Below are 23074 nucleotides of genomic sequence, written 5' to 3'. Positions count from 1 at the left end.
GGAGTCGGCATATTGCCACCCCGACTGAATAAAGCGCTTGGTAAGAGAAAAGCCCTGTCCCCACGCGGCGATTGCTCGCTCTAATAAATTCTGAAGCATCATGTTTTAGTTTTAAAGGTGTGAAAATTCACGTGCCGATCGCCCACAATCAGCTTTATTTTCAAAAATACAACACTGAAGTTTGCCAGAGTGTAACAAAGGATTGCCAAATGAACCAGTCACCTGATAGAAGGTCCCCCAAAAATACGGAAATTACTGAGAATTTATCTGATTCCGTCCGGCACGCCCTTGAAGTGACCAAGCGTGGCTGCGAAGAACTGTTAATTGAATCGGAATGGATTCAAAAACTGGCTCAAAGCGAAAAAACAAACAAACCCCTGCGCATCAAATTGGGATTGGACCCCACTGCACCCGACATTCACTTGGGCCACACTGTGGTACTCAACAAGCTTCGTCAGTTGCAAGATCTGGGCCATCAAGTCATCTTTTTGATTGGCGATTTCACGTCCATGATTGGCGACCCGTCCGGCCGCAACAGCACCCGCCCTCCGTTAACCAAGGAACAGGTTCAGGAAAACGCAAAAACCTATCATGAGCAGGCTGTTAAAATTCTGGATCCCCAACGCACAGCAATTGAATTCAACAGTAAATGGCTAATGCCCTTGGGTGCAGACGGCATGATCCGCCTGGCCAGCAGCTATACAGTAGCCCGCATGCTCGAGCGCGACGATTTCACCAAACGATATCAATCTGGCACGCCGATCGCCGTACATGAGTTTTTGTACCCGCTATTGCAAGGCTACGACTCAGTTGCACTGGAAAGCGATTTGGAGCTGGGTGGCACTGACCAGAAATTCAACTTGCTGATGGGTCGGGAGCTGCAAAAGCAAAATGGCCAAAGCGCGCAGTGCATCTTGACCATGCCGCTGTTGGTAGGGACTGATGGCGTGGACAAAATGTCAAAGTCCAAGAACAACTACATCGGCGTGACCGAGACACCTTCCAATATGTTCGGCAAGGTGATGTCAATTTCGGATGAACTGATGTGGAACTGGTATACCCTGCTCAGCTTCAAATCCCTGGCTGATATTGAAAACCTGAAACAGGCCTGCGCCAACGGCGAGAACCCACGCAACGCCAAAGTTGCACTGGCCCAAGAGTTGGTTGCGCGCTTCCACAGCACTCAGGCCGCCGTCGACGCACTGGCTGAATTCGAAGCACGTTTCAAGCAGGGCGCATTGCCCGAGGATATGCCTGAAGTGAGCCTGAATTTGCCAGAAGGCGATTCAGACGCTGGTTTGGCTTGGGTACTGAAGGCCGCCAGCTTGTGCGAAAGCAGCAGCGACGCCAACCGCAACATTCAGCAAGGCGGCGTAAAAATTGATGGTGAAAAAGTATCCGATAAGGCCACCCGCCTGGGCAAAGGCAGTTATGTGATTCAGGTGGGCAAACGCCGCTTTGCCAAGGTGCACCTGAATTGAACAGCCAAGCTCTTGATTTTGGTGCAATTGTCAGCAAAAAACCGGCAGGGTCGCGCTTCATACTGGTGCGTCATGGAGAAACTGACTGGAACAAGGAGAAGCGGTTTCAGGGTCATACCGACATTGCCCTGAATGCGCATGGCCTCTTGCAGGCTCAATTGCTTCGCAAATACTTCGACTCCCTGGAAACGCAGGGAGCCCCGCTTTACGACGAGTGCTTCAGCAGCGACTTGATTCGGGCACACACCACAGCAAGTACCATTCACGGCTCTAAAACGCCAGCCATGCAGGTGAACGCGGGTCTTCGGGAACGCGATTACGGTCACCTGTCTGGCCTGACAGGCGATGAAATGCAAGCCAAAAGCCCAGAAGAATTTGCGGGCCTTAGAAACCGGGTGCCTGATGCCCCCTTGCAAGGCGGGGAAAGCCTCTTTCAGTTTTACAGCCGCGTGGTGGGAACGTTCGAGCACATTGGCAGCGCCCATGCGGGCAAAACAATCTTGCTGGTGGCCCATGGCGGTGTACTCGATTGTATTTACAGGCACTGCACTGGCGAGCCACTACAAAAGCAGCGGGAGTGGCAACTGCACAATTGCGCGCTCAATGTGATCGACATTGACCCGCAGGGAAACAAACATGTTGTTTTGTGGGCCTGGCTTGGGCACCTGAACAACGACAAACCCGGCCAAAACATGGACGAAGTCGATGGTCGAATCGCTTGAAATCATTTAGAATGTTGGGCTTGTCTTGAACCCAATCCTTTCCGGAAATCGTTATGTTTGACCGCCAAAAGGGCATCGCCCAAACCGACCCAGAATTGTGGACTGCCATGCAGCAGGAAACCACTCGCCAGGAAGACCACATCGAGTTGATCGCGTCCGAAAACTACGCCAGCCCAGCCGTGATGGAAGCCCAGGGTTCACAACTGACCAACAAATACGCGGAAGGCTATCCAGGCAAGCGCTACTACGGTGGCTGCGAACATGTAGACGTGGTTGAAGACCTGGCCATCGAACGCCTGAAAAAGCTGTTTGGCGCTGAAGCCGCCAACGTACAACCCAATTCCGGTTCACAGGCCAACCAAGCCGTGTTCTTTGCCTTGCTGCAACCTGGCGATACCATCATGGGTTTGTCGCTGGCTGAAGGCGGCCACCTTACCCATGGCATGCCACTAAATATGTCGGGCAAGTGGTTCAACGTGGTTTCTTACGGCCTGAACAAGGAAGAAGCCATTGATTACGACCAGGTCGAAGCCCTGGCCCGTGAACATAAGCCAAAAATCATCATCGCCGGTGCATCGGCTTACGCCCTGCGCATCGACTTTGAGCGCTTTGCGAAAATTGCCAAGGAAGTGGGTGCCTACTTCATGGTGGACATGGCCCACTACGCGGGTCTGATTGCTGCTGGCGTGTACCCCAACCCTGTGCCGCACGCTGATGTATGTACATCGACCACACACAAAAGCTTGCGCGGCCCACGTGGCGGCATCATTTTGATGAAAGAAGAGTTGGCCAAGAAAATCAACAGCGCAATTTTCCCTGGCATTCAGGGTGGCCCTCTAATGCACGTCATTGCAGGCAAAGCCGTGGCTTTCCACGAAGCCCTGCAACCCGCATTCAAGGAATACCAGCAACAAGTGGTGTTGAATGCCAAGGCTTTGGCTGAAACCCTGGTTGAGCGTGGCCTGCGTATTGTGTCTGGCCGCACAGAAAGCCACGTGATGCTGGTTGACCTGCGTGCCAAGGGCATTACAGGCAAGGCCGCTGAAGCTGCTTTGGGCAATGCGCACATCACCGTGAACAAGAATGCCATTCCAAACGACCCTGAAAAGCCGTTTGTCACCAGCGGCATTCGCTTGGGCAGCCCAGCCATGACCACGCGTGGTTTCAAGGAAGAGCAGGCCCGCGCGGTAGGTCACCTGATCGCCGACGTACTTGAAAACCCGGAAGACGAGGCCACATTGGCCACCGTTCGCGCCAAGGTCAAGGAATTGACCAGCCAGTTCCCTGTTTACAAGTAAGCAAGGGGCCACGGCGTTATGAAATGCCCCTTTTGTGGCAACGCCGACACCCAGGTAGTCGATTCGCGCACGTCTGAAGAAGGCGACGCGATTCGGCGCCGCCGACAATGTAGCAGTTGCGGCAAACGCTTCACCACCTATGAACGGGCAGAACTGTTTCTGCCTGCCATTGTCAAGAAAGACGGATCACGCGTCGAATTTTCCAGGGATAAACTGCGCGGCAGCTTGATGCTCGCCTTGCGCAAACGCCCTGTCCGGGCGGAAGCCATTGACGAAGCCATTTCAAGTATTGAAGAAAAACTGTTGGTGAGTGCTGCCCGAGAGGTGGACACCAAGTTCTTGGGCGAGTTGGTGATGCAACAACTCAAGCAGCTCGATACTGTGGCCTACATTCGCTTTGCCTCAGTGTACAAAAGCTTTGAGGACCTGCAAAGTTTCTCTGAAGAGATTGCTCACCTGACGGCCCCCGCCGAAAACATCACGGGCAGCATCAAGCCAAAATCACGCACAACCGCCAAAAAAGGCGCTTAAAAGTAACTGAGAAGTAACTGAGGCCATGGCCACCCTTTCACCCACCGACGAACACTGGATGCAGCATGCGCTGAACCTGGCCTGGAAGGGCCAGTACAGCACCACGCCCAATCCGCGCGTAGGTTGTGTATTTGTGCGCGATGGGGTTGCAATTGCGGAGGGCTTTCACGCCAAAGCAGGCGAAGGCCATGCTGAAGTGCAGGCGATTGCGCAAGCCAAGGCGCGTGGCGTTTGTTTAAAAGGCAGCACAGCCTATGTCACACTGGAACCCTGCGCCCATCACGGCCGCACAGGCCCCTGTGCACAAGCGCTAGTGGCCACAGGTGTTCAACGGGTGGTGGCTGCGGTTCTTGACCCCAACCCGCTGGTGGCAGGCAAAGGCATGGCCATTTTACAATTGGCCGGCATTGAAACTTCACACGGTGTGCTGGTTGAACAAGCGCGCTGGATTAACCGTGGGTTTTTCAGCCGTATGGAACGCAAACGCCCTTGGGTGCGCTTGAAAGTAGCCAGCAGTGCGGACGGCGTTAGCGCCTTGAATAATGGCGTTAGCCAGTGGATTACTGGCGAAGAAGCACGGCTGCACGGGCACCACTTGCGCGCGCAGGCCTGCGCTGTGCTCAGCGGCATTGGCACGGTGAAAGCCGATAACCCACAACTGAATGTGCGTGGTATTGACACCGAACGCCAACCGCTGAAAGTGATCGTGGACAGCAAGCTGGAAATTTCACCGGAAGCCCGCTTGTTACATACCGGGCGCGTGCTGATTGCGCACACTGAACCACAAACGCCAGCTTGGCTTCTTACCCACCCAAACGCCGCAAATATTGAGGCGTTGAACGTGGCCCCAGTGGCGGCAGGTTTGCATGCAGGCAAAGTAAAAACGGATTTGCTGCGCCTGTTACAAGAACTGGCACAGCGCGGTATCAATGAATTGCACCTTGAGGCTGGTTTTGGGCTCAATGGTTCGTTTCTGCAAGCCGGTGTGGTGGATGAAATTGTGCAGTACATTGCCCCACGTTTTTTGGGACCAGGCCAGGGCCTGTTCCGCCTGCCCGAACTAGAAATCCTGCCCGCCTATGCAAGCTGGGCTATTCATTCATTTGAGCAAATTGGACAAGACCTGCGAATTACGTGGGTTCAAAATAACCAGGAGTAGTTGCACCCATGTTCACCGGAATCATTGAGTCGATCGGTCAAATCAAATCTGTAGACCCCCTTCAGAATTCTGCCTATGCTGGCGTACGCCTCGCGGTGCATGCCCCAACGCTGGATTTTTCAGATATAAAACTTGGCGACAGCATCGCCATCCAAGGTGCCTGCATGACAGTTGTGGCCATGGCTGACCACACATTTCATGTGGATGTGTCGCAGGAAAGTCTGTCAAAAACCGTGGGGCTAAGCCAGCCCGGTGAAGTAAACCTTGAAAAGGCCATGCGCTTGTCGGATCGAGTTGGCGGCCACTTGGTGAGCGGCCACGTGGACGGCTTGGGCAGCGTTACGGAATTCGAACCAGTGGGTGAAAGCTGGCACCTGCAAATTCGGGCACCGAAAACCCTGTCGCCTTTCTTTGCCTACAAGGGCTCGGTTACTGTGAATGGAGTCAGCCTGACAGTCAATAAGGTAGATGATCATGATTCAGGCGAATGCGACATTCACATCAACCTCATTCCACACACGGTGCAGATGACCACATTGAAACATTTGAAAGCAGGCAACCCGGTCAATCTGGAGATTGACCAGATCGCCAGGTACTGCGAGCGAATTGTAAAAACAATGAATTTGAATCAGGGCTGAGCCTGCACACTGCCAAACAATGCCCCGGCCTTGGATTTGGTATTGTCAGAATCAGCCCCAAGCGCAATACCCGTGAACATCACAGGGCCTTCCGGCAGTTCTTTGCCGAAGGCTTTGCGGGCATCGGCCTGCAAATCCCTTCGTTCCGAAATCAACTCCACGGCGCTAGCCGCATCACGCACAACAATATTTCTCACACGGTCGGTGTAGGGGTTGTCAAACACTTGGCCCACTTTTTCACCTGGCGAGCCCCACACATAACAAAGGGTGGCCGCGGGCAAACGCTCGCCCGAGACAGTGCGCGCCGCAGCCAAGGCAAGGCGGGTGCCCAAACCCAGTTTTCCTTCATCAATTTGAATAAAGGCACACACCTTCGCACCCGCGTCGTCGCCAGCCTTGGTTTGCAAATTCGCCTTGGTGGGTTGAGTCAATATTTGCCACTGCCAGGTCAAAGTGTTCAAAACCGTGGGTTTGGCAAAGGCATACACCAGCGTGCCGTAAGCCATGTCAGCCTCGGCCTGCAACACAGTTTGATTGCCCTGCTTCAACAGCTTGAATTGGGTTTGCGCCGCAATGTCAGGGTGGTACTGCGCTTTCCATGGCGCAGGAATTCCGGCAGCAGGGTCTGCAGGCCAGGGCTTTAGCACGCCGGCGCCCTGGGCCAGAGCACCACTTGATATACCTGCTACACCGAATAACAAAGCTGCTTTAAAAACACCCGTCATCAACACAAAACTGCGCATACGAAACCCTTCAACACCTTTTTAATCGATACTTGAGTAACGTACAGGCCAATCAACAGGTACACAACCCGATTCAATCGCCTGCCCCAAGTCAGCGGGCTCATCAATGTCCAGTTGCGGAGACAACCACACAGCCTGCAAACCTTTACTCCTCAATGCGGCACGGGTTTGCTCCGCCACACGGGCAGTGCCCCACTCTATCAATTCAGAAAAAATTTCAGGTACAACGCGGTTGCAAGCCAAGGCCACGTAGCCACCATCGTGTGCAGGCACGAAAGCCAGTCCCTGTTGCCGGGCAGTATCGATCAGTTCACGCAAATGCCGCACCGTAAATTCAACTGCGTCGGGCCCAAGAAGCACCACAAGTTCACTGCTGTTCAGGTGGGTTTCAACCGCAGTTTGCATTCGTACGCCCAAGTGCCCTTCTGGTTGAACGTAACATTGAATGGCCCTGCCCTTCAGCAAGGTGGCCCACTCTTCAGGAGTACCGCCATCGGTCCACAGCGCCACATTCACGCCCTGTAACTTGTCCAAGGTAGTCAACAACAAATATCGGGCAAACACCGCGCATTGCTCAGCACCCAACATGGGGATCAACCTTGTTTTCACCCGCCCAGCATGTGGGTACTTGGCAAACACGGCCACAGTGACAGGCAACTTTTGCCGGGTGTCCGCATAAAGGCTTGCCAACGTATCTGCGGACACTCCGCGCCAATATAAAAACCGGAAGCGCCACATCAACACAATCGTTGCCCAAGCGCCGTTCACGTCCCATCGACGCCCCGACGTAAATACCGGGGAAGCAACTGCCACAAATTTTTGTGGTGCCACTCGCTTTAAGCGCTTGCACAGCTCAACGTCTTCCATCAGGGGCTGTTCTGGAAAACCTCCAACCTGATCGAATAACTTGCGACCAACAAACAAAGCCTGATCGCCTGTACCAATTTTAGTCAGCCTTGATCGATGATTCATGAACCAGGCCACCACAGGCAACCATGCACTTTTGCCATCAATACACACATTGAAACGGCCCCAAACGCTTGCATCCAACTTGAACAACAATGCCTGCCAAGCCGCCTTGGTCAACACTGTGTCTGCATGCAAAAAAAGCAGTACATCCCCACGGGCTTTTTCTGCACCCGCGTTCATTTGTTGCGCCCGCCCCTTGTTGCCTTGAATGGCAAGCACTTGCGGATGTTCGGCCAAAGTTTGTAAAACTGGCCAACTCAGGTCAGTAGAGCCGCCGTCTACCATCAACAACTCGTCACCATGCCGAAGCAATTGAAGCAGCGCTTGAATTCGAAACAAAAAGGAATCATCGCCAGGCGCCGGAACCTCGTTGTACACCGGCATGACAATAGAAATGGAGGGCATGAACAGACGCCGCTCTAAAAGAACAGGGAGGCCAGCCCCAGGAAAATGAAAAAGCCCATGCTGTCGGTGGTGAATGTGAGTAGCACCGAAGACCCCATGGCGGGATCCCGACCCATTTTCTCAAGGCCTAAAGGCACGAGCACGCCAATTAACGCAGCAACAAGCAAATTAAGCATCACCGCCAGGGTCATCAATAACCCTAGCATAACCGCATTCGGCGATCCGAAATACAAACCCCACGCTGCCAGGCCAGCCACGCTGCCCCACACCAAACCATTTAACCCAGCAATCGCCAGTTCTTTTTTCAACAACAGTTTGAAGTTGGCTGCAGTGACTTGGCCCAAGGCCAGGGAACGGATCATCAAGGTCATGGTTTGATTGCCGGAATTACCGGCAATGCCCGCCACAATTGGCATGAGTGTGGCCAAGGCGACCACTTTGGCAATTGTGCCCTCGAAAGTGTCGATGACACGGCTTGCAAAGAAAGCGGTACACAGGTTTAAACCCAACCACAGCCAACGGTTTTTCGCAGACTCCCACACCGAGGCGAACAAGTCTTCTTCTTCACGCAAACCCGCACTGGACAGCAAATCTGCTTCGCTTTCTTCGCGAATCACATCCACCACTTCGTTCACGGTGAGGCGACCAATCAACTTGCCAGATGGGTCGAGCACGGGAGCGGACACCAGATCATAACGCTCAAAAGCCTGCGCAGCCTCATAGGCATCATCCAGTGCCGACAACATCAGCACTTCGCGGCTCATGACCTCACTCACAAGGGTTTCTGGTTCATTGACCAACAAACGGTCCAAAGGCAAACTGCCCTTGAAATGATCCACACGATCCACCACAAACACTTGATCAGTTTGATCTGGCAGCTCGTCGAACCGGCGCAGGTAACGCAACACCACTTCCAGTGTCACATCGTCTCGAATGGTCACCATGTCGAAGTCCATGCGCGCACCCACGGTGTCTTCGGGGTAACTCATGGCGGCGCGCAGTTGCTCGCGCTCCTCTAGGCTCAAACTGCTGGCCAGCTTTTCCACCACATCGCGTGGCAAGTCAGGAGCCAATTCCGCAATTTCATCGGCATCCAGCGATTCCGTGGCAGCGAACAATTCTTCGCTGTCCATCGATTTAATCAGGCTTTCTCGAACCGCGTCGCTCAGCTCAAGAAGAATGTCACCGTCGCGATCGGAACGCACCAAACCCCAAACCAGCATCCGCTCTTCTTGGGGCAGACTTTCAAGCACATAGGCCACGTCGGCCGGGTGAAGCAAATAAAGCTTGTTACCCAGCTCGGTCAGATGCTGGCGGTGCACCAGCTCCTCAACCAAACTTTGCCGCTCGGGATTGACCGTGGTTTGCTGGTTGTGAACAACACTCTCGATCACTTTTTGTTTGCGCAACAAGGCCTGCACTTCGGCCAACGCCCGTTGCGCATCATCGAGATCGTGAGGCAGCTCAATGGCTGGCTCTTGATCGTGGTAATCGATGTTTTGTTCGCTCAAACCAATCGCCCTGAAAATCAATTACAAAAACTGGAAAGCCACCACAGCCACCAGCGTAGGCCCGAGTGCGGCCAAAAACAGCTTGCCCGCATTGATTGAGCCGTCGTTGAAATACTTTTGCAAAATGGCAAAACCAGCTGGGTTGGGCGCATTGGCAATGACGGTTAAACCACCCCCAGTTACAGCACCAGCCACCAAAGCATATTTGAACTGATCATCCACACCTTCAACCAGCGAGCCAAGGTAAGTCAAGGCTGCGTTGTCTGTAATTGCCGTCAACGCGGTGGCTCCGTAATACAACGCTGTGGGGCTCATACCCTTTAGAGTGTCTTGTAACCACCAGGCCTGCATACCACCCAATACCACCAAACCTGCCAGGAAGAAGGCAACCATCAACCCTTCTTTCAAAATCAGCTTGTCCTGATAACGGCTGTAAGCCGAGGTATAGCCCAGAAAAAAGAGAAACAAACCCATGAACATGGCCGCATGGTGTGCAAATACCACTACACCCACCAGAAACAACAGGTGAGTAGCAATAACCCACACAGGCATGTCTTCTTTGGGACCGTTTTCAGCAGGCTTTTTCATGGCGGTCAGTTCTTTGGCGAACAAGAAGGTGAGTACCGTCGCGTTCACAAACACGGCAACTGCAGCTTTCCAGCCAAAGGTACTCAACATGAATTGCATGTCAAAACCCCACTTGGCGGCCACCATCAACACAGGCGGTGCAGCAAAGGGCGTTAAGGTGCCACCGATTGAAATATTGACAAACAGCACACCGAGCGTGCCGTACATCAATTTGTTGCTGATACCTTGCGTGTAAAACCGGTCGCGCAGTAAAAAGGCCGCCAGTGTCATGGCTGCCGGCTCGGTGATAAACGAGCCCAGCAAAGGCACGATGGACAACGTGGTGAAAAAGTAAGCCACTTGCCTGTCAATGGGAATTACAGAGGCCACCACGCGCACAATGCGACCAGCCAGCACCAAGATTGGCTTGCTGGCAGCAATCACCATAATCGCAAATACGAACAAAGGTTCGGTGTAATTGCGCGTGTCTACATATTCAATTGCGCTGGTTTGACCGATGATGAAAAACATGAACACAACCAGCACCATGGCCCAAAAGCCGAACACGGCCTCCACTTCCCCCAGCAAATGCCACAAGCCCGAGTGCTGGGGTTGCGAGTGCGCCAAGCGCTCAAAGTATTTGGTTGAAAAGGTGTGAATGACAGCAATTGCAAAAAGAATCGCGCCAATCAGTTCAATGGTGGTCGGGTTCATCTCACTTCCCTTTTTGTTTATTGTTTGTTTTTAGTTGGCAGAAAAAAACACCTTGTCGTGTGCATCAACCACTTTCGCCACAGGCACCCAGCCTCGCAAACTATTGATCAGCCACACTTCTTCAGCGCGTTGCAAGTCTTGCACATTCAGCTTGGTTTGCCGAATCGTATTTTCCCTTAAAAGGCGGGCACGCAACACCCCGGGCAACAAATAAGTACCGGCGCTTTCGCAAATTTGTGGTGTTAACCACTCGCCATCAATTTTCAACACCACATTGCAGCGGCAGGTTTCAGTCAACAAACCTTGCGCATTAAAAAGAAGAACATCAAAAGCACCATTCGCCTGATTCTGAAAATACTCATACTCAGGTCGGTATGTGGTTTTGTGAAGTACAAACTCGGGCTTGCCTTGCATGGCTGAATCAGCCAAACGAAGCAGCACGGGAGTCAAATCCTGTTCCAGTTCATGCAGTTCAATTCGGGTTTCTCCGCAAGCATCCAGCAAACAACGTGCACGGAAAACGCCATGAGTATGTTTTTGCGCCGCTGCATCCAGGTTCAATCGAACCCGTTGTTCATCGAATAAAAACGAAAACTGCTTGGCGGCATCTCCCATTCTCTCCAGATGATCATCCAGATGAATCCACTTGCCATTCTCCAGGCGCAAAGTTTCAAGCACCTGAAAGTCGCAAGTGGCCTCACGTAGAAAGGCAGTTTTTTGCCACCACTCTTTTTTCTCTTCGCTTGCGGTGGAATACCAGGTAATACCGCTGCCCACACCATACTCCAATTCGTCTGCCTGCTCTATGACAGTACGAATCGGTACATTGAACTGAACACCACCACCCGGGCTCAGCACACCAAGCGCCCCACAATACAATTTTCGGGGAGCTTGTTCCCATTGCGCGATACGCAACATGGCCTGTGATTTGGGCGCACCCGTCACACTGCCACAAGGAAAAAGAGCCTCAAACAAATCCACCAAAGTAGTACCTGGCAAAGTTCGCCCGGAAATACTGGAGGTCATTTGGTCCACGGTGGGAAGATGCATGACATCGAACAGGGAACGTACTTGCACTGACTTTGGCTGGCAAACCTTGGCCATGTCGTTTCGCAACAAGTCAACGATCATGACATTCTCGGCACGATCTTTTTCGCTGTCACTCAGTACATCCAGACCACCCAACACGGGCCTTCGGGTCCCCTTCATGGGTGCGGTTTGTAATTCGTTGCCGTCCCATTTAAAAAACAACTCGGGCGACAAACTGATCGCATTGAACGCACTGCCGCGCAGGAACACACTCTGGGGTGCAGGTTGGCTGGCGTAAAGATGCTGAAAAACAGCCCACGCATCCAGTCGCGGATTGGCTGCCTTAAGCCGTGTGGTCAAATTGATTTGATAGAACTCGCCCGCCTCAATGGCCTGCCTCACCTGATTGTAGGTTTCTTGATAACGCAGATCCGTTTGCTGATCCAGCCAGGGCATGAATTTGGACGCCAAGGGCAATTGCTGCAAATGCGATTTGCCCAGCACACTCACCTGGTTCGGTTCAAAAGCATGAAACTCCAGCAATGGAAAATTGTGTGATGTGCAAACCGGCAAAGCCGCATCGAAAACTGGAGCAGCCTCATAACTTAGGCCACCCACCACATACAAACCCTGTTTGGACCACTCGTGGGCCTGCTCAATCATGCCGCGCACTTGGTTTGCATCGAAGGTACTGAGCACCTGAACAGGTTTGCCGTACGCGACACAAAGACCGTCATCACCCTCGGCCTGGGTCATCCTGGCATGCCAAGCAGCAGAAACCAAAGGTGAATGCATGGGGAGAAAACGCCTGAACTGCTTCGAAGCGCTAATTGTAACGCGGCTTGGCGCGGAACTCAGCGGCCTGACTGACCCAGATGGAAGAACTCGTACACTGCATCTTTCTTGGCAATGGTGTCGGCGATACCCATTCGAATCAACTCGCGGGTGTAATTGGCCTCAAACAGCAAATAACTGGCCAAAGACGAACCACTGGCCTCCGTGGCCCCCAATGCGGACAACAAGGTACGCACGGGTCGGGGCAGATCTTGCGTGTGACGTGCCGCGATTTCGTCAATCCGTTCCGAGGGTGAAATCACCAACAGCTCAATCGGTTTCAATGTGGTTTTCGTGGCCATCTCGGGTGGCAACAAGCCCAGGGTTTTGTTCACCCGGCTCAAACGCTCAATGTCGATCGATAAACTGTCCAGAAAAATGGAAGCCATGGCATGGCCCGCAATTTGAGCCAAACTGGGATATGCATTTTGAATTTCAACACGCTGGGTGTGGTCTTTGTCCGATTGACTGGAACCAATCACCATCACTCGGTTTGCACCCAAATGAATTGCTGGGCTAATTGGGGCCAGTTGGCGAATAGAACCATCGCCAAAGTGCTCCATTTGCCCTTCAATGTTCAATCTCACCGCCGGAAACACAAAAGGAATTGCCGCAGAGGCCAACAAGTGCTCGACAGTAATACGATCGGGCAATGCCACCCTTTGCGTTCTGGCCCAGCTCTCGATCACTTTCTGGGTTTGAAAGAAGGTCACGCTACGGCCTGAACTGTAGCTGGAAGCAGTCACCGCCAAAGCGTGAATTGTGCCGTTCTCAAGCGCCTCGTCCAGTCTTCGGAAATGCAGCAACTGATGAAGTAGGTGTGAAAGTGGAGAATTGTCGAGCAAGCATTTGGGGCGCCTGCGCAGCATCCAGCCAATTGAAAGCGCAGACAACCAACGCGCACCGGTGCGAATAATACCCAGAGAATCAGAGCGGAATACTTGATCGGAACTGAAGTTCTCCCAAACCTTGAGCATTCGATCGGTGGACTGATAAAAATTGCGCCCCGCGCAGGCCAGGGCCGCTGCATTGATTGCACCGGCTGAAGTGCCGCACAAAATTTTGAACGGAAAATCGAATTCGCGCTTGTTTTCTTGCTCAAACCACTTGGCTAGCTGATGCAGCACACCCACTTGATAAGCGGCCCGTGCGCCACCGCCTGACAACACCAGTCCGGTGATGTCGTCGTGCTCTTCAGTGTGAAATGTGTCTTGATCGCTCATGAAACCATTGTGCGACACATTTCGAATAAGTTAAAACAAAAACAGGCGTGTCTTGCACGCCCATTTGTTGTTTTAAAGCGCTACTTTAAAGCGAACTAACCCGCTCTGAATTTGCATCAAGAACAGCCAGCGCAGTCATGTTGACAATACGACGCACTGTGGCGGAAGCAGTCAAGATGTGAACCGGTTTGTCGGAGCCCAACAAAATTGGCCCCACGGCAATGCCGTTGCCAGCCGCCGACTTTAGCAGGTTGTATGAAATATTGGCTGCGTCAATATTTGGACACACGAGCAAATTGGCTTCACCAGTCAAGGTGGAACCCGAGAAAATGGTATTACGCACCTGCTCATCAATGGCGCAATCACCGTGCATTTCGCCATCAACTTCCAGCCAGGGTGCAATGTTGCGAAGAATTTGAAGCGCCTCACGCATCTTCACGGCGGAAGGCTGGTTGCTGGAACCGAAGTTGGAGTGCGACAACAATGCAGCTTTGGGCTGCACACCCAAGCGCAGCATTTCCTCGGCAGCCATCAAGGTGATTTCAGCAATTTGCTCGGCTGTGGGATCGTAATTCACATGGGTGTCTACCAAAAACACCTGGCGGTTGGTCAACATCAGGCCGTTCATGGCACCGTATGTGTTGCAGCCTGCGCGGCGACCCAATACCTGGTCCACATAGTGCAAATGCAAGGAGTGGGTACCAAAGGTTCCGCAGATCATGCCATCCGCATTGCCTTTGTGAATCATCATGGAGCCAATCAGGGTGTGGCGGCGACGCATTTCAATTTTCGCATAAGCCTCAGTAACACCCTTGCGCTTGGTCAAATCGTGGTACATACGCCAGTAGTCTTTGTATCGCTCATCGTACTCAGGATTGATCAACTCAAAATCAACACCAGGCTTAATTCGCAGGCCAAAACGTTCTAAGCGGCGCTCAATCACCGCAGGGCGACCAATCATGATGGGCTTGGCAATTGCTTCATCGACCACCACCTGCACTGCACGCATCACACGCTCATCTTCGCCCTCAGCAAATACAATGCGGGAGGTTTGCGGTGTTTCGGCCACACAACGCTTGGCCACCGCAAAAATTGGCTTCATGAACGTGCCAGAGTGATACACAAACTGCTGTAACTGGTCCTTGTAAGCTTCCAGATCAGCGATTGGGCGTGTGGCCACGCCGCTTTCCATAGCTGCTTTGGCCACAGCGGGTGCAATGTGCACAATCAAGCGGGGATCGAAAGGCTTCGGAATGAGGTATTCAGGACCAAAACTCAGGTTTTGGGTGCGATAGGCGGAGGCAACTACATCCGATTGTTCTTTGCGAGCCAGTTCGGCGACCGCTCGAACTGCAGCGATTTCCATTTCTTTGGTGATGGTGGTTGCGCCTACATCGAGCGCCCCCCTGAAAATAAAGGGGAAGCACAGCACGTTGTTCACTTGGTTCGGGTAGTCGGTGCGACCCGTACACATGATGGCATCGTCACGAACTTCCTTCACCTGCTCAGGCAAAATTTCCGGTGTGGGGTTGGCCAAGGCCAAAATCAGGGGTTTTGCCGCCATTGCACGCACCATGTCTTGCTTCAAGACGCCGCCCGCAGACAAACCCAAAAACACATCTGCGTCTTTGATCACGTCAGCCAACACACGCGCATCCGTTTGCTGTGCAAACAAATCTTTGTCAGGGTCCATATTGGTGGTGCGGCCTTTGTAAACCACACCATCAATGTCGGTGACCCACACATTCTTGCGCGGAAGGCCCAACTCGACGAGCAACTCGAGGCAGGCCAGGGCCGCAGCACCTGCGCCAGACACCACAAACTTCACTTCATCCAGTTTTTTACCGATCACCTCAAGGCCATTCAATATTGCTGCGCCCACTACAATCGCAGTGCCGTGCTGGTCATCATGAAATACAGGAATATTCATGCGCCCGCGCAAGGCACGCTCAACCTTGAAACAGTCAGGTGCCTTGATGTCTTCCAGGTTGATGCCGCCGAATGTGGGTTCTAGCGATGCAATGATCTCGATCAGCTTGTCGGGGTCGTTCTCGTTGATTTCAATATCGAACACATCAATACCGGCAAACTTCTTGAACAGCACAGCCTTGCCTTCCATCACAGGTTTGGCGGCCAAGGGGCCGATGTTGCCCAAACCAAGCACTGCTGTACCGTTGGTAACCACACCCACCAGGTTTGCCTTGGCGGTGTAACGCACCGCATTGAGGGGGTCTGCCTCGATTTCTTCGCAGGCTGCTGCAACACCGGGAGAATAGGCCAATGCCAAGTCACGCTGGTTGACCAGGCTTTTTGTCGCCGAAATCTGCAATTTCCCAGGCTTTGGAAATTCATGATATTCAAGGGCGGCCTGCCTGAAGCGCTGATCCATTGGTTGAGCCATATAATCTTCTCTTTGAGGTGAACAACAGAACCGAAAATTATAGGCTCAGCCAGTGAAGCTGTCCCTAGGGGTTTCCACAAATCGCGCAACTTGTTGGCGCCACTCACTAACAATGGTGAAGAATTGAAGCAGTCCAGCCTTGGCAATCTCGTTCAACCCTTCCATGTCATGGAACTGGTGAAAGCAGCAGACACCTTGCAAAATCAGGGAAAACCGGTGATTCATCTTTCAATTGGTGAACCCGACTTTCCCATGCCCGAGCCAGTTGAACAGGCACTGGCCCAGGCCATTTCAGAACACAAAACCCGATACACGGCGGCTCTGGGCTTGCCAGAATTACGTGAAGCCATCAGCCTGTATTATCAAACGAATTTTCAGGTTCAGGTGCCAGCCCACCAAATCGTGATCACCTCAGGTGCATCTGCCGCACTGATGTATGCCTGTTTGGCCCTGATCAACCCCACCGACCAGGTGCTGCTAACCGACCCCGGTTACCCCTGCAACAAAACTTTTGTGCAAATGGCGGGTGGTATACCTGATTTTGTACAAACCCAAGAGGCACATAACTTTCAGCCCAGTTGGGCTGATTTGTGCAAACAATGGACGCCGCACACAGCAGGTGTACTTTTGGCCTCGCCCAACAACCCGACCGGCACCCAACTCGGTTCTCAAGCCATGCAAGAAATTGTTCAAGGCGTAAACACTCAGGGTGGTTTTGTAATCGTCGACGAAATTTACCAGTCGCTGTGCTATGACCACCCCGCGCAAAGTGTGCTCCAAGTAACCGGGGCACCCAGCGAACAAATACCTGTCGTGGTCATCAACAGCTTCTCAAAATACTTTGGCATGACAGGCTTACGCCTTGGGTGGATGGTGGTACCCGACACCCTGCTACCAGCCATTGAACGGTTTGCCCAGAACCTGAGCATATGCCCCAACACGCCCGCGCAATGGGCGGCGTTGGCCTGCTTTACGCCGGAAACGCTGGCCATTTGCGAAGATCGGCGACGGGTATTCAAGGCTAGAAGAGACTTTGTGGTGACCGCACTTCCCAAAGCAGGCATCGAGTTACACTCGACACCTGACTCCGCATTTTATGTGTACGCCAAGTCGCCCTATGACAGCGAGCGCTATTGCAGGGAATTGCTGGAACAGGCTTTGGTGTGTGCTGTCCCCGGCAAGGACTTTTCCGAATTCCGGGGAAGCGAAATGATGCGGTTCTCGTATGCCAATTCGATGGACAATCTGGAAACCGCAATCGAACGGATACGACTTTTCAACAAAGGCCAATTGCCCTAACGTTTAGCCTTCCGAACCAGCCACAGACACGGCCGATACTTTTTGGTTGTTTTCACGCGAGGCAACCAAACTGCCCTGTTGATGGGCTGAATCAATTCGCGATTTCAGCGCCAACACTTTGCCAGGATAACCACCATCGTTGCCGTGAATGGCTGCGCCGACATACCAGCGCAAACCAGCACTCACGGACCCCGTACGGCGGGTGTATTCGCGAATGATTTTCGCACCAACACGCATGTTCATTTCAGGATTCAGGGGTGACCAGTCGCCCGGCGACAAAGCCTCAAACTTGTCTTTGTGAATTTTGGGCATGACCTGCATCAAACCACGCGCACCCACCGGACTTGCCGCAAATGGATTGTAAGAGGACTCGATACCCACAATCGCGAGGATCAGGGTGGGCTCTACTTTTTCTTCCTTGCCAACCTTATAGGCCAAACGAACAATAGACTCCACTGCCTCGGGCGATACGCTGTAGCGCTTGGCCAAATACGAGGTAATTTGACGTTGGCCTGCCGTCAGCGGTTTGCTCGAATCAACCGAATTGAACTTCACAGGCATCAGGTTTTTGGCACCCGACGGGGTCGCCGAAGCCTTGCTTGTGTTGTTGACCACCTCAGCACCACCGGCTGCAAGGCCAGTGCTGAGCAAATCGATTTCAGTGGCGAAAATTGCCTGCACGGGGGCAGAGAAAAACACCTGACTGCGAAGTTCAGCGTTGGACAGAAGAATTGCCACTGCACCTGCCACCAGAACTGACGTTGCCACACCGAGACCGGTGAAGGCATGTTTCAAAGATTGAAGTAAATTCTGAGACTGGACCTGCCGGCCATTCACGCTCAGAACGGTTTCGTACTGCTTCATGCAACCTCCTCTGCTACGCAAACGCAGGCTTAACCCTGCATTGTTTGACTCAGCGGTGCATCTGCCTCCATTTTGTCCGTGAGGCAGAACGTTCTGCTTTAACCAACTACAACAAGTACTGCATGGTTAAAGCACTCTTAAGATGAAGTTAGGCAGACTTGAGTTCCCCCAAATTTTGCCCTCCAACTGCGTTTGTGTGACTTAGGTGATACCTGTCACAAAGCTGACCGGATTCTAGGGTCAACCCGGGCAGGGGTCAATCCAAAATCTGGTAGAGTCTTTCTACTCAAAACAAGAACTTACCCCCATCGCTAGGCCTTATGCGCTTTTGGGGGGCTTGAAAAAGCCCTCTAGGTGTGGGTTGTAATTTCTTGTTAACTGTTCCTTTCGGACCACAAACAGGCAGTTTTTTTCACAATGCGATACAAGAACCTTCGAGACTTCATCGATTTACTCTACAAAGAAGGTGAACTTCAGCGAGTACCCGAATCGGTCAGTCCAATTCTGGAAATGACCCACCTTTGCGACAAAGTGCTGCGCGCCGAAGGCCCGGCTTTGTTGTTTGACGCGCCCGAAGGCTACAAACACCGCGTATTGGGCAACCTGTTTGGCACACCAAAACGTGTGGCCATGGGCATGGGCGCCAGCAACACCGAGGCGCTGCGGGACATTGGCCGCACTTTGGCCTATTTGAAAGAACCTGAACCACCCAAGGGAATGCGAGACGCACTGGACAAGTTGCCTTTGGTGAAACAGGTGCTGTCAATGGCCCCTAAAGTGGTCAGTAAAGCACCGTGCCAAGAAAACGTAGTAGAGGGCCCCGACGTTGACCTGAACCGGATACCCATTTGGACTTGCTGGCCCGATGATGCAGCCCCCTTACTCACATGGGGTTTGGTTGTCACCAAAGGCCCAAATCGTAAACGCCAAAACCTGGGTATTTACCGTCAACAACAAATTGGCAAAAACCGGCTGATTATGCGCTGGCTCGCCCACCGGGGCGGTGCGCTCGATTTTCGCGACCATGCACTGAAGTATCCCGGCCAACCTTTTCCAATTTCAGTGGCCCTGGGCGCAGACCCAGCCACTATTCTGGGTGCGGTCACGCCTGTACCCGACACCCTTTCGGAATACCAGTTTGCTGGTTTACTGCGCGGCAGCCGCACCGAGCTTGTAGCCTGCAAAGGCAATGAACTACAGGTGCCGGCTGAGGCTGAAATGGTGCTGGAAGGTCACATTTACCCCTATGAGCACCCAATTGCCGTGGCCGCCCGCAAAGGCAGAACCGACGGCGAAGTGCCCAAGATACGTGACGGTGTCACCGTGCTTCGAGAACCCCCACCTGTGCCCGAATACCTGAAGGGTTGGGACTGCGCACTGGAAGGCCCATATGGCGACCACACCGGTTACTACAACGAACAGGACTGGTTCCCCGTATTCACGGTGGACCGCATTACACTGCGCAACGATGCCATTTACCACAGCACTTATACTGGCAAACCACCCGATGAGCCTGCCGTATTGGGTGTGGCACTAAACGAGGTGTTCGTGCCGATACTGCAAAAGCAGTTCCCGGAAATTGTGGACTTTTACCTGCCTCCCGAGGGCTGCAGCTACCGCATGGCGGTAATTTCCATGAAAAAAGCGTATGCCGGACATGCCAAACGAGTGATGATGGGCGCCTGGAGCTTTTTGCGCCAATTCATGTACACCAAGTTTATTGTGGTCGTGGACGACGACGTGAACGCGCGCGACTGGAAGGAGGTTATTTGGGCGATCACCACCCGAATGGACCCCGTGCGGGACACCGTGTTGATACAAAACACCCCGATTGACTACCTCGACTTTGCAAGCCCAGTGAGTGGGCTGGGTGGCAAAATGGGACTGGACGCCACCAACAAATGGCCCGGAGAAACCACGCGTGAATGGGGCCGAAGCATTCAGCCAGACCCCAACCTGGACGAACGTGTGCGAGAACTTATGAGTCGCTTGGGTCTGTAGAAGGCTGCGTAGACGAACGGGAAGCCCAAGGGCCTCTCGTTTGAAACCAGAACATGCCTGCTGCAAGGGCTACAGCGCCCAAACCGGCGCGCAAAGCCACTTTGGAAATGGGCTGTCGAAAACGCAGCAGTGCCGTTGAGGCCAGCATGCCGAGCAGGGGATACTTTTTCAAGCCCTCTTGCCAAAATTGACCACCCAAGCTAGCCACCGGCCCCAGTGCACGCATGTTGCGCTGCCCCAGCCAGCCACCAAACTGCCTGAATACATTGACCCAGGCAAATTCCTTTTTCAAGGCATCTACCTGCCCGCCAAACTCCATGCGTTCCAGTTGGGCTTTCATCATCAACAATTCTTTGCGTGCTTCCAGGGCATCAAATTTTTTGCTCATGACTGCTCCCGGGGCTCACCGCCCAAACTGTCAAGCACCGCTTGCTTGTCGCGCCCCAGCTCAGCCAATGTTGCCTCAAACAATGGGGGCTGTGAGGCCAGGGTGTCTTTTAACTGGACATAAAAATACACACCCAGAACGACATAGAAAGCTGCGCAACCGGCGATTGCGAGAAAGCGGTGTGTGTCCCACGCCAGGGCAATCACCAGAATGCAAACAAACAAAGACGCAAATGCAGCTGCCAAAGCCGTAAGCAACGACCAAACCACGGTACGGACGGTGGTCTGACGAACCTGAGCCAACTCGACACCGGCTAACTCGAGGCGTGTTTGGGTCATACCCAGTAAACTGGCCACAACCCGTTTCAGTGCTGCCCTTGCATTTGGATTTAGCACAGCCAGCCTTTAACGACGGTTAACAATCAAACCCAATACGAACCCCACCGCTGCCGCAATACCCACTGCTTTCCAGGGGTGATCATGCACATAGTCATCCGTGGCACGGGCCGCGGCCTTGCCTTTTTCGACTACAGCCGATTGGGCGTCTTGCATCACCTCTTTTGCGCGACGCAAACTGACCAGCGCTTTTTCACGCAATTCGACTGCGCGCTCGCCTGAGGATGACGCTGCGGCTTTCAACAGGTCTTCGGCGTCGCTCAACACAATTTTCATATCACTAAAGAGTTTGTCTTTGCTGTTGTCCATATATTGGCCTCGTGCTGGTGAATGAAAGTAATAACCCAGTCTAACAAAGGAAAACCCAGATTGGGAAAGGCTTGCAGGCAAGCGCATCATTTTGGCTTGAATTATTCTGCTCTGTATAAAAACTCAAGCAAGCTTTCCATGGGCCCCCAACTGTCATAAGCCCTCGGGCTTTTCACCAAAATACCAACCGCCCACAACTGCCCTTCCCGGTCTCGCAGGTACCCCCCCAAAGAACGTACGCCGTTGAGGCTTCCTGTTTTCAGGTAGGCGAATCCATTTAGATTGTTCACGCGTCGATGCAGTGTGCCGTCCGCACCGGCGCGCGGAAAACTGGCCAGAAAATCGGGAAAATCGGATCGAGCCGCCATATTTCTCAAGAACTCGGCCAATCCTTTGGCATCAATCCGTGTGTTGCGGGACAAACCCGAGCCATTCTCAAAAAACCAGTCATTTGATGAAATGCCCTGCAACTTCAACCAATCCTTGAGTTGAGCATTGAAGGCCTCGGGCGTGCCTGCCACCGCCAACTCAAGGTGACGAGCCATCACATTGCTGGACCATTTGTTGATCTGCTTGATCAGGTCGCTCAGTGGTTTTCCATAATGCGTGTAAAGAGCAATAGTGCTGGCTGGTGTTACCCCTTTGATCACTTGACCGCCTTGTGGCCCGGCAAACTTGCCACCCGACTGCAACCAGATTTCCTTCACCCAGGATTCCCACAACCAATCCTGCGCGGGCACACGAATGGGCAAGCGCGACTGACCGCAACGACGCGGGTAATTCCCCTTCACTGTCACCACTACATTGCGCCCGGCCTTTGAAAAGTCTACTGACATGCCGTTCTTCCAAGCACCACAAACGCCAGCAATCAAATTGATTTCTGATACGAAAGCCCAGTCTTTGGGTGCTTCCTCGGGCACAACCACAACCGTGTTTTCATTGATTTTCAGGTCAATCGACATGGCGCCAAAATTCAGCAACAAGGCATCGGGTTGGGCATGGTAGGCACGGTGAGGCGCGTCATCAAACGCATCTTCCTCAGCAAGGCCAAGGCTGGGCATTTGTTCAGTAAACGCTGAGTCATCCAAGACAACCGGGCCGTTGATTACATCCACACCTTTGGTCCGAAGTTGCCGAAGTGAAGCCCACAGGTCTGCACTCAAAAACGCAGGATCGCCGCTGCCTTTGATATACAAAGGGCCATTTAAAACACCGTCTACCGGTTCAGCATCCGCATGAAACCCTGTTTTGAAACGATAAGTGGATTCCAGCTTTTGCAAAGCCAGCGCAGTGGTAAATACCTTGGCCACTGAAGCCGGGTTGACCAGTTGACTGGAACCATGCGCGTAAGCTTGCGGCTTTCGGTGGACGAAAGGTGAAATGGGCAATGCGTATGCTGTGAAATCGTCTGATGCAATGCCTTTTTTGACAAAGGCCTGAGTCACGCTGGAAGGAAAAGCCCGAACCTGAGGATCAACTGCGTTAGACCATGCGGCTTGTGGCCAAGCCAAGCTAAAAAGGACGAGTACACCACCTAGTTTGCGAACTGACACGCGTGAAATCCTGAAGTGCAATTGTGAACTTTCAGGATAT

Annotated in this window: 20 protein-coding genes; 8 read left to right on the top strand and 12 right to left on the bottom strand. The window is 52.9% G+C overall.

Translation table 11 applies throughout. The features are described 5' to 3' along the window. The first annotated feature begins 209 nt into the window (after nucleotides 1-209). The 6 genes from tyrS to PY990_RS09795 are packed head-to-tail and all read left to right on the top strand — an operon-like array spanning nucleotide 210 to nucleotide 5829. Nucleotides 210-1481, top strand: a complete 1272-nt coding sequence (gene tyrS, locus PY990_RS09820; protein ID WP_275271449.1) for a tyrosine--tRNA ligase — start codon at nucleotides 210-212, stop codon at nucleotides 1479-1481. After that, complete coding sequence (locus PY990_RS09815) at nucleotides 1478-2203, top strand: histidine phosphatase family protein (protein ID WP_275271448.1); 726 nt, start codon at nucleotides 1478-1480, stop codon at nucleotides 2201-2203. Before tyrS ends, PY990_RS09815 begins: the two co-directional genes overlap by 4 nt. 53 nt (nucleotides 2204-2256) lie before the next feature. Further along, the gene (glyA, locus tag PY990_RS09810) at nucleotides 2257-3501 is read left to right on the top strand and encodes a serine hydroxymethyltransferase (protein WP_138518727.1); all 1245 of its coding nucleotides are present in this window, start codon (nucleotides 2257-2259) and stop codon (nucleotides 3499-3501) included. Nucleotides 3502-3519: 18 nt separating this feature from the next. Continuing rightward, nucleotides 3520-4032: a transcriptional regulator NrdR gene (gene nrdR, locus PY990_RS09805; RefSeq protein WP_105027096.1), complete on the top strand. Its 513-nt coding sequence runs from the start codon at nucleotides 3520-3522 to the stop codon at nucleotides 4030-4032. Between the two features lie 25 nt (nucleotides 4033-4057). Next, nucleotides 4058-5191, top strand: a complete 1134-nt coding sequence (gene ribD / locus PY990_RS09800) for a bifunctional diaminohydroxyphosphoribosylaminopyrimidine deaminase/5-amino-6-(5-phosphoribosylamino)uracil reductase RibD (protein ID WP_275271447.1) — start codon at nucleotides 4058-4060, stop codon at nucleotides 5189-5191. A gap of 8 nt (nucleotides 5192-5199) precedes the next feature. After that, on the top strand, nucleotides 5200-5829 hold the full coding sequence (locus tag PY990_RS09795; RefSeq protein ID WP_105027098.1) for a riboflavin synthase: 630 nt from the start codon (nucleotides 5200-5202) through the stop codon (nucleotides 5827-5829). Here the strand turns inward: PY990_RS09795 and PY990_RS09790 are convergent. From PY990_RS09790 to PY990_RS09760, 7 genes are all read right to left on the bottom strand, one after another. Further along, nucleotides 5820-6572: a DUF3047 domain-containing protein gene (locus tag PY990_RS09790; protein WP_275271446.1), complete on the bottom strand. Its 753-nt coding sequence runs from the start codon at nucleotides 6570-6572 to the stop codon at nucleotides 5820-5822. The two genes, PY990_RS09795 and PY990_RS09790, sit on opposite strands and share 10 nt — an antisense overlap. A 21-nt stretch (nucleotides 6573-6593) precedes the next feature. Next, nucleotides 6594-7946: a TIGR04283 family arsenosugar biosynthesis glycosyltransferase gene (locus PY990_RS09785; protein WP_275271445.1), complete on the bottom strand. Its 1353-nt coding sequence runs from the start codon at nucleotides 7944-7946 to the stop codon at nucleotides 6594-6596. A gap of 14 nt (nucleotides 7947-7960) precedes the next feature. After that, nucleotides 7961-9457 carry a magnesium transporter gene (gene mgtE, locus PY990_RS09780; RefSeq protein WP_275271444.1) on the bottom strand — a complete coding sequence of 499 codons (1497 nt, stop codon included), beginning with the start codon at nucleotides 9455-9457 and terminating at the stop codon, nucleotides 7961-7963. Between the two features lie 21 nt (nucleotides 9458-9478). After that, a complete protein-coding gene (locus PY990_RS09775; RefSeq protein ID WP_275271443.1) occupies nucleotides 9479-10738 on the bottom strand; it encodes a putative Na+/H+ antiporter in 1260 nt (419 codons plus the stop codon). Between the two features lie 30 nt (nucleotides 10739-10768). Continuing rightward, complete coding sequence (locus PY990_RS09770; protein WP_275271442.1) at nucleotides 10769-12562, bottom strand: bifunctional chorismate-binding protein/class IV aminotransferase; 1794 nt, start codon at nucleotides 12560-12562, stop codon at nucleotides 10769-10771. A gap of 59 nt (nucleotides 12563-12621) precedes the next feature. Further along, a complete protein-coding gene (locus PY990_RS09765; RefSeq protein WP_275271441.1) occupies nucleotides 12622-13824 on the bottom strand; it encodes a patatin-like phospholipase family protein in 1203 nt (400 codons plus the stop codon). Nucleotides 13825-13909: 85 nt separating this feature from the next. Continuing rightward, nucleotides 13910-16225, bottom strand: coding sequence for an NADP-dependent malic enzyme (locus PY990_RS09760; RefSeq protein WP_105027105.1), 2316 nt, complete (start codon nucleotides 16223-16225; stop codon nucleotides 13910-13912). Nucleotides 16226-16348: 123 nt separating this feature from the next. Here PY990_RS09760 and PY990_RS09755 point away from each other — a divergent pair, with 123 nt between their 5' ends. Next, the gene (locus tag PY990_RS09755; RefSeq protein ID WP_275271440.1) at nucleotides 16349-17524 is read left to right on the top strand and encodes an aminotransferase class I/II-fold pyridoxal phosphate-dependent enzyme; all 1176 of its coding nucleotides are present in this window, start codon (nucleotides 16349-16351) and stop codon (nucleotides 17522-17524) included. A gap of 3 nt (nucleotides 17525-17527) precedes the next feature. Here the strand turns inward: PY990_RS09755 and PY990_RS09750 are convergent, their stop codons facing one another. Next, a complete protein-coding gene (locus tag PY990_RS09750; protein ID WP_275271439.1) occupies nucleotides 17528-18388 on the bottom strand; it encodes a lytic transglycosylase domain-containing protein in 861 nt (286 codons plus the stop codon). A 417-nt stretch (nucleotides 18389-18805) separates the two neighbouring features. On the opposite strand from PY990_RS09750, the gene PY990_RS09745 reads away from it, so the two are divergent. Then, nucleotides 18806-20389, top strand: coding sequence for a UbiD family decarboxylase (locus tag PY990_RS09745; RefSeq protein WP_275271438.1), 1584 nt, complete (start codon nucleotides 18806-18808; stop codon nucleotides 20387-20389). Here the strand turns inward: PY990_RS09745 and PY990_RS09740 are convergent. The 4 genes from PY990_RS09740 to dacB all read right to left on the bottom strand — a co-directional run bounded on the left by PY990_RS09740 (nucleotide 20367) and on the right by dacB (nucleotide 23034). After that, nucleotides 20367-20777 carry a hypothetical protein gene (locus PY990_RS09740; protein WP_275271437.1) on the bottom strand — a complete coding sequence of 137 codons (411 nt, stop codon included), beginning with the start codon at nucleotides 20775-20777 and terminating at the stop codon, nucleotides 20367-20369. The genes PY990_RS09745 and PY990_RS09740 overlap by 23 nt on opposite strands. Next, nucleotides 20774-21172, bottom strand: coding sequence for a phage holin family protein (locus PY990_RS09735; RefSeq protein ID WP_255411411.1), 399 nt, complete (start codon nucleotides 21170-21172; stop codon nucleotides 20774-20776). The genes PY990_RS09740 and PY990_RS09735 overlap by 4 nt, the downstream gene beginning before the upstream one ends. 9 nt (nucleotides 21173-21181) lie before the next feature. Beyond that, nucleotides 21182-21481: an ElaB/YgaM/YqjD family protein gene (locus PY990_RS09730; protein ID WP_275271436.1), complete on the bottom strand. Its 300-nt coding sequence runs from the start codon at nucleotides 21479-21481 to the stop codon at nucleotides 21182-21184. A gap of 101 nt (nucleotides 21482-21582) precedes the next feature. Next, complete coding sequence (gene dacB, locus PY990_RS09725) at nucleotides 21583-23034, bottom strand: D-alanyl-D-alanine carboxypeptidase/D-alanyl-D-alanine endopeptidase (protein WP_275271435.1); 1452 nt, start codon at nucleotides 23032-23034, stop codon at nucleotides 21583-21585. Nucleotides 23035-23074 lie beyond the last annotated feature (40 nt).

The organism is Limnobacter olei, from assembly GCF_029087225.1.
In the GTDB taxonomy this organism is placed as follows: Bacteria; Pseudomonadota; Gammaproteobacteria; order Burkholderiales; family Burkholderiaceae_B; genus Limnobacter; species Limnobacter olei.
Note: the sequence above shows the minus strand (reverse complement) of the source record. Positions and strands in the feature narration are given on the sequence as shown.

What these genes read in the sequence shown, in the direction of transcription:
- tyrS (WP_275271449.1), top strand. Translation starts at nt 210, where the DNA reads ATGAACCAGTCACCTGATAGAAGGTCCCCCAAAAATACGGAAATTACT.
- glyA (WP_138518727.1), top strand. Translation starts at nt 2,257, where the DNA reads ATGTTTGACCGCCAAAAGGGCATCGCCCAAACCGACCCAGAATTGTGG.
- nrdR (WP_105027096.1), top strand. Translation starts at nt 3,520, where the DNA reads ATGAAATGCCCCTTTTGTGGCAACGCCGACACCCAGGTAGTCGATTCG.
- ribD (WP_275271447.1), top strand. Translation starts at nt 4,058, where the DNA reads ATGGCCACCCTTTCACCCACCGACGAACACTGGATGCAGCATGCGCTG.
- PY990_RS09795 (WP_105027098.1), top strand. Translation starts at nt 5,200, where the DNA reads ATGTTCACCGGAATCATTGAGTCGATCGGTCAAATCAAATCTGTAGAC.
- PY990_RS09790 (WP_275271446.1), bottom strand. Translation starts at nt 6,572, where the DNA reads ATGCGCAGTTTTGTGTTGATGACGGGTGTTTTTAAAGCAGCTTTGTTA.
- PY990_RS09785 (WP_275271445.1), bottom strand. Translation starts at nt 7,946, where the DNA reads ATGCCCTCCATTTCTATTGTCATGCCGGTGTACAACGAGGTTCCGGCG.
- PY990_RS09775 (WP_275271443.1), bottom strand. Translation starts at nt 10,738, where the DNA reads ATGAACCCGACCACCATTGAACTGATTGGCGCGATTCTTTTTGCAATT.
- PY990_RS09770 (WP_275271442.1), bottom strand. Translation starts at nt 12,562, where the DNA reads ATGCATTCACCTTTGGTTTCTGCTGCTTGGCATGCCAGGATGACCCAG.
- PY990_RS09765 (WP_275271441.1), bottom strand. Translation starts at nt 13,824, where the DNA reads ATGAGCGATCAAGACACATTTCACACTGAAGAGCACGACGACATCACC.
- PY990_RS09760 (WP_105027105.1), bottom strand. Translation starts at nt 16,225, where the DNA reads ATGGCTCAACCAATGGATCAGCGCTTCAGGCAGGCCGCCCTTGAATAT.
- PY990_RS09750 (WP_275271439.1), bottom strand. Translation starts at nt 18,388, where the DNA reads ATGAAGCAGTACGAAACCGTTCTGAGCGTGAATGGCCGGCAGGTCCAG.
- PY990_RS09745 (WP_275271438.1), top strand. Translation starts at nt 18,806, where the DNA reads ATGCGATACAAGAACCTTCGAGACTTCATCGATTTACTCTACAAAGAA.
- PY990_RS09740 (WP_275271437.1), bottom strand. Translation starts at nt 20,777, where the DNA reads ATGAGCAAAAAATTTGATGCCCTGGAAGCACGCAAAGAATTGTTGATG.
- PY990_RS09730 (WP_275271436.1), bottom strand. Translation starts at nt 21,481, where the DNA reads ATGGACAACAGCAAAGACAAACTCTTTAGTGATATGAAAATTGTGTTG.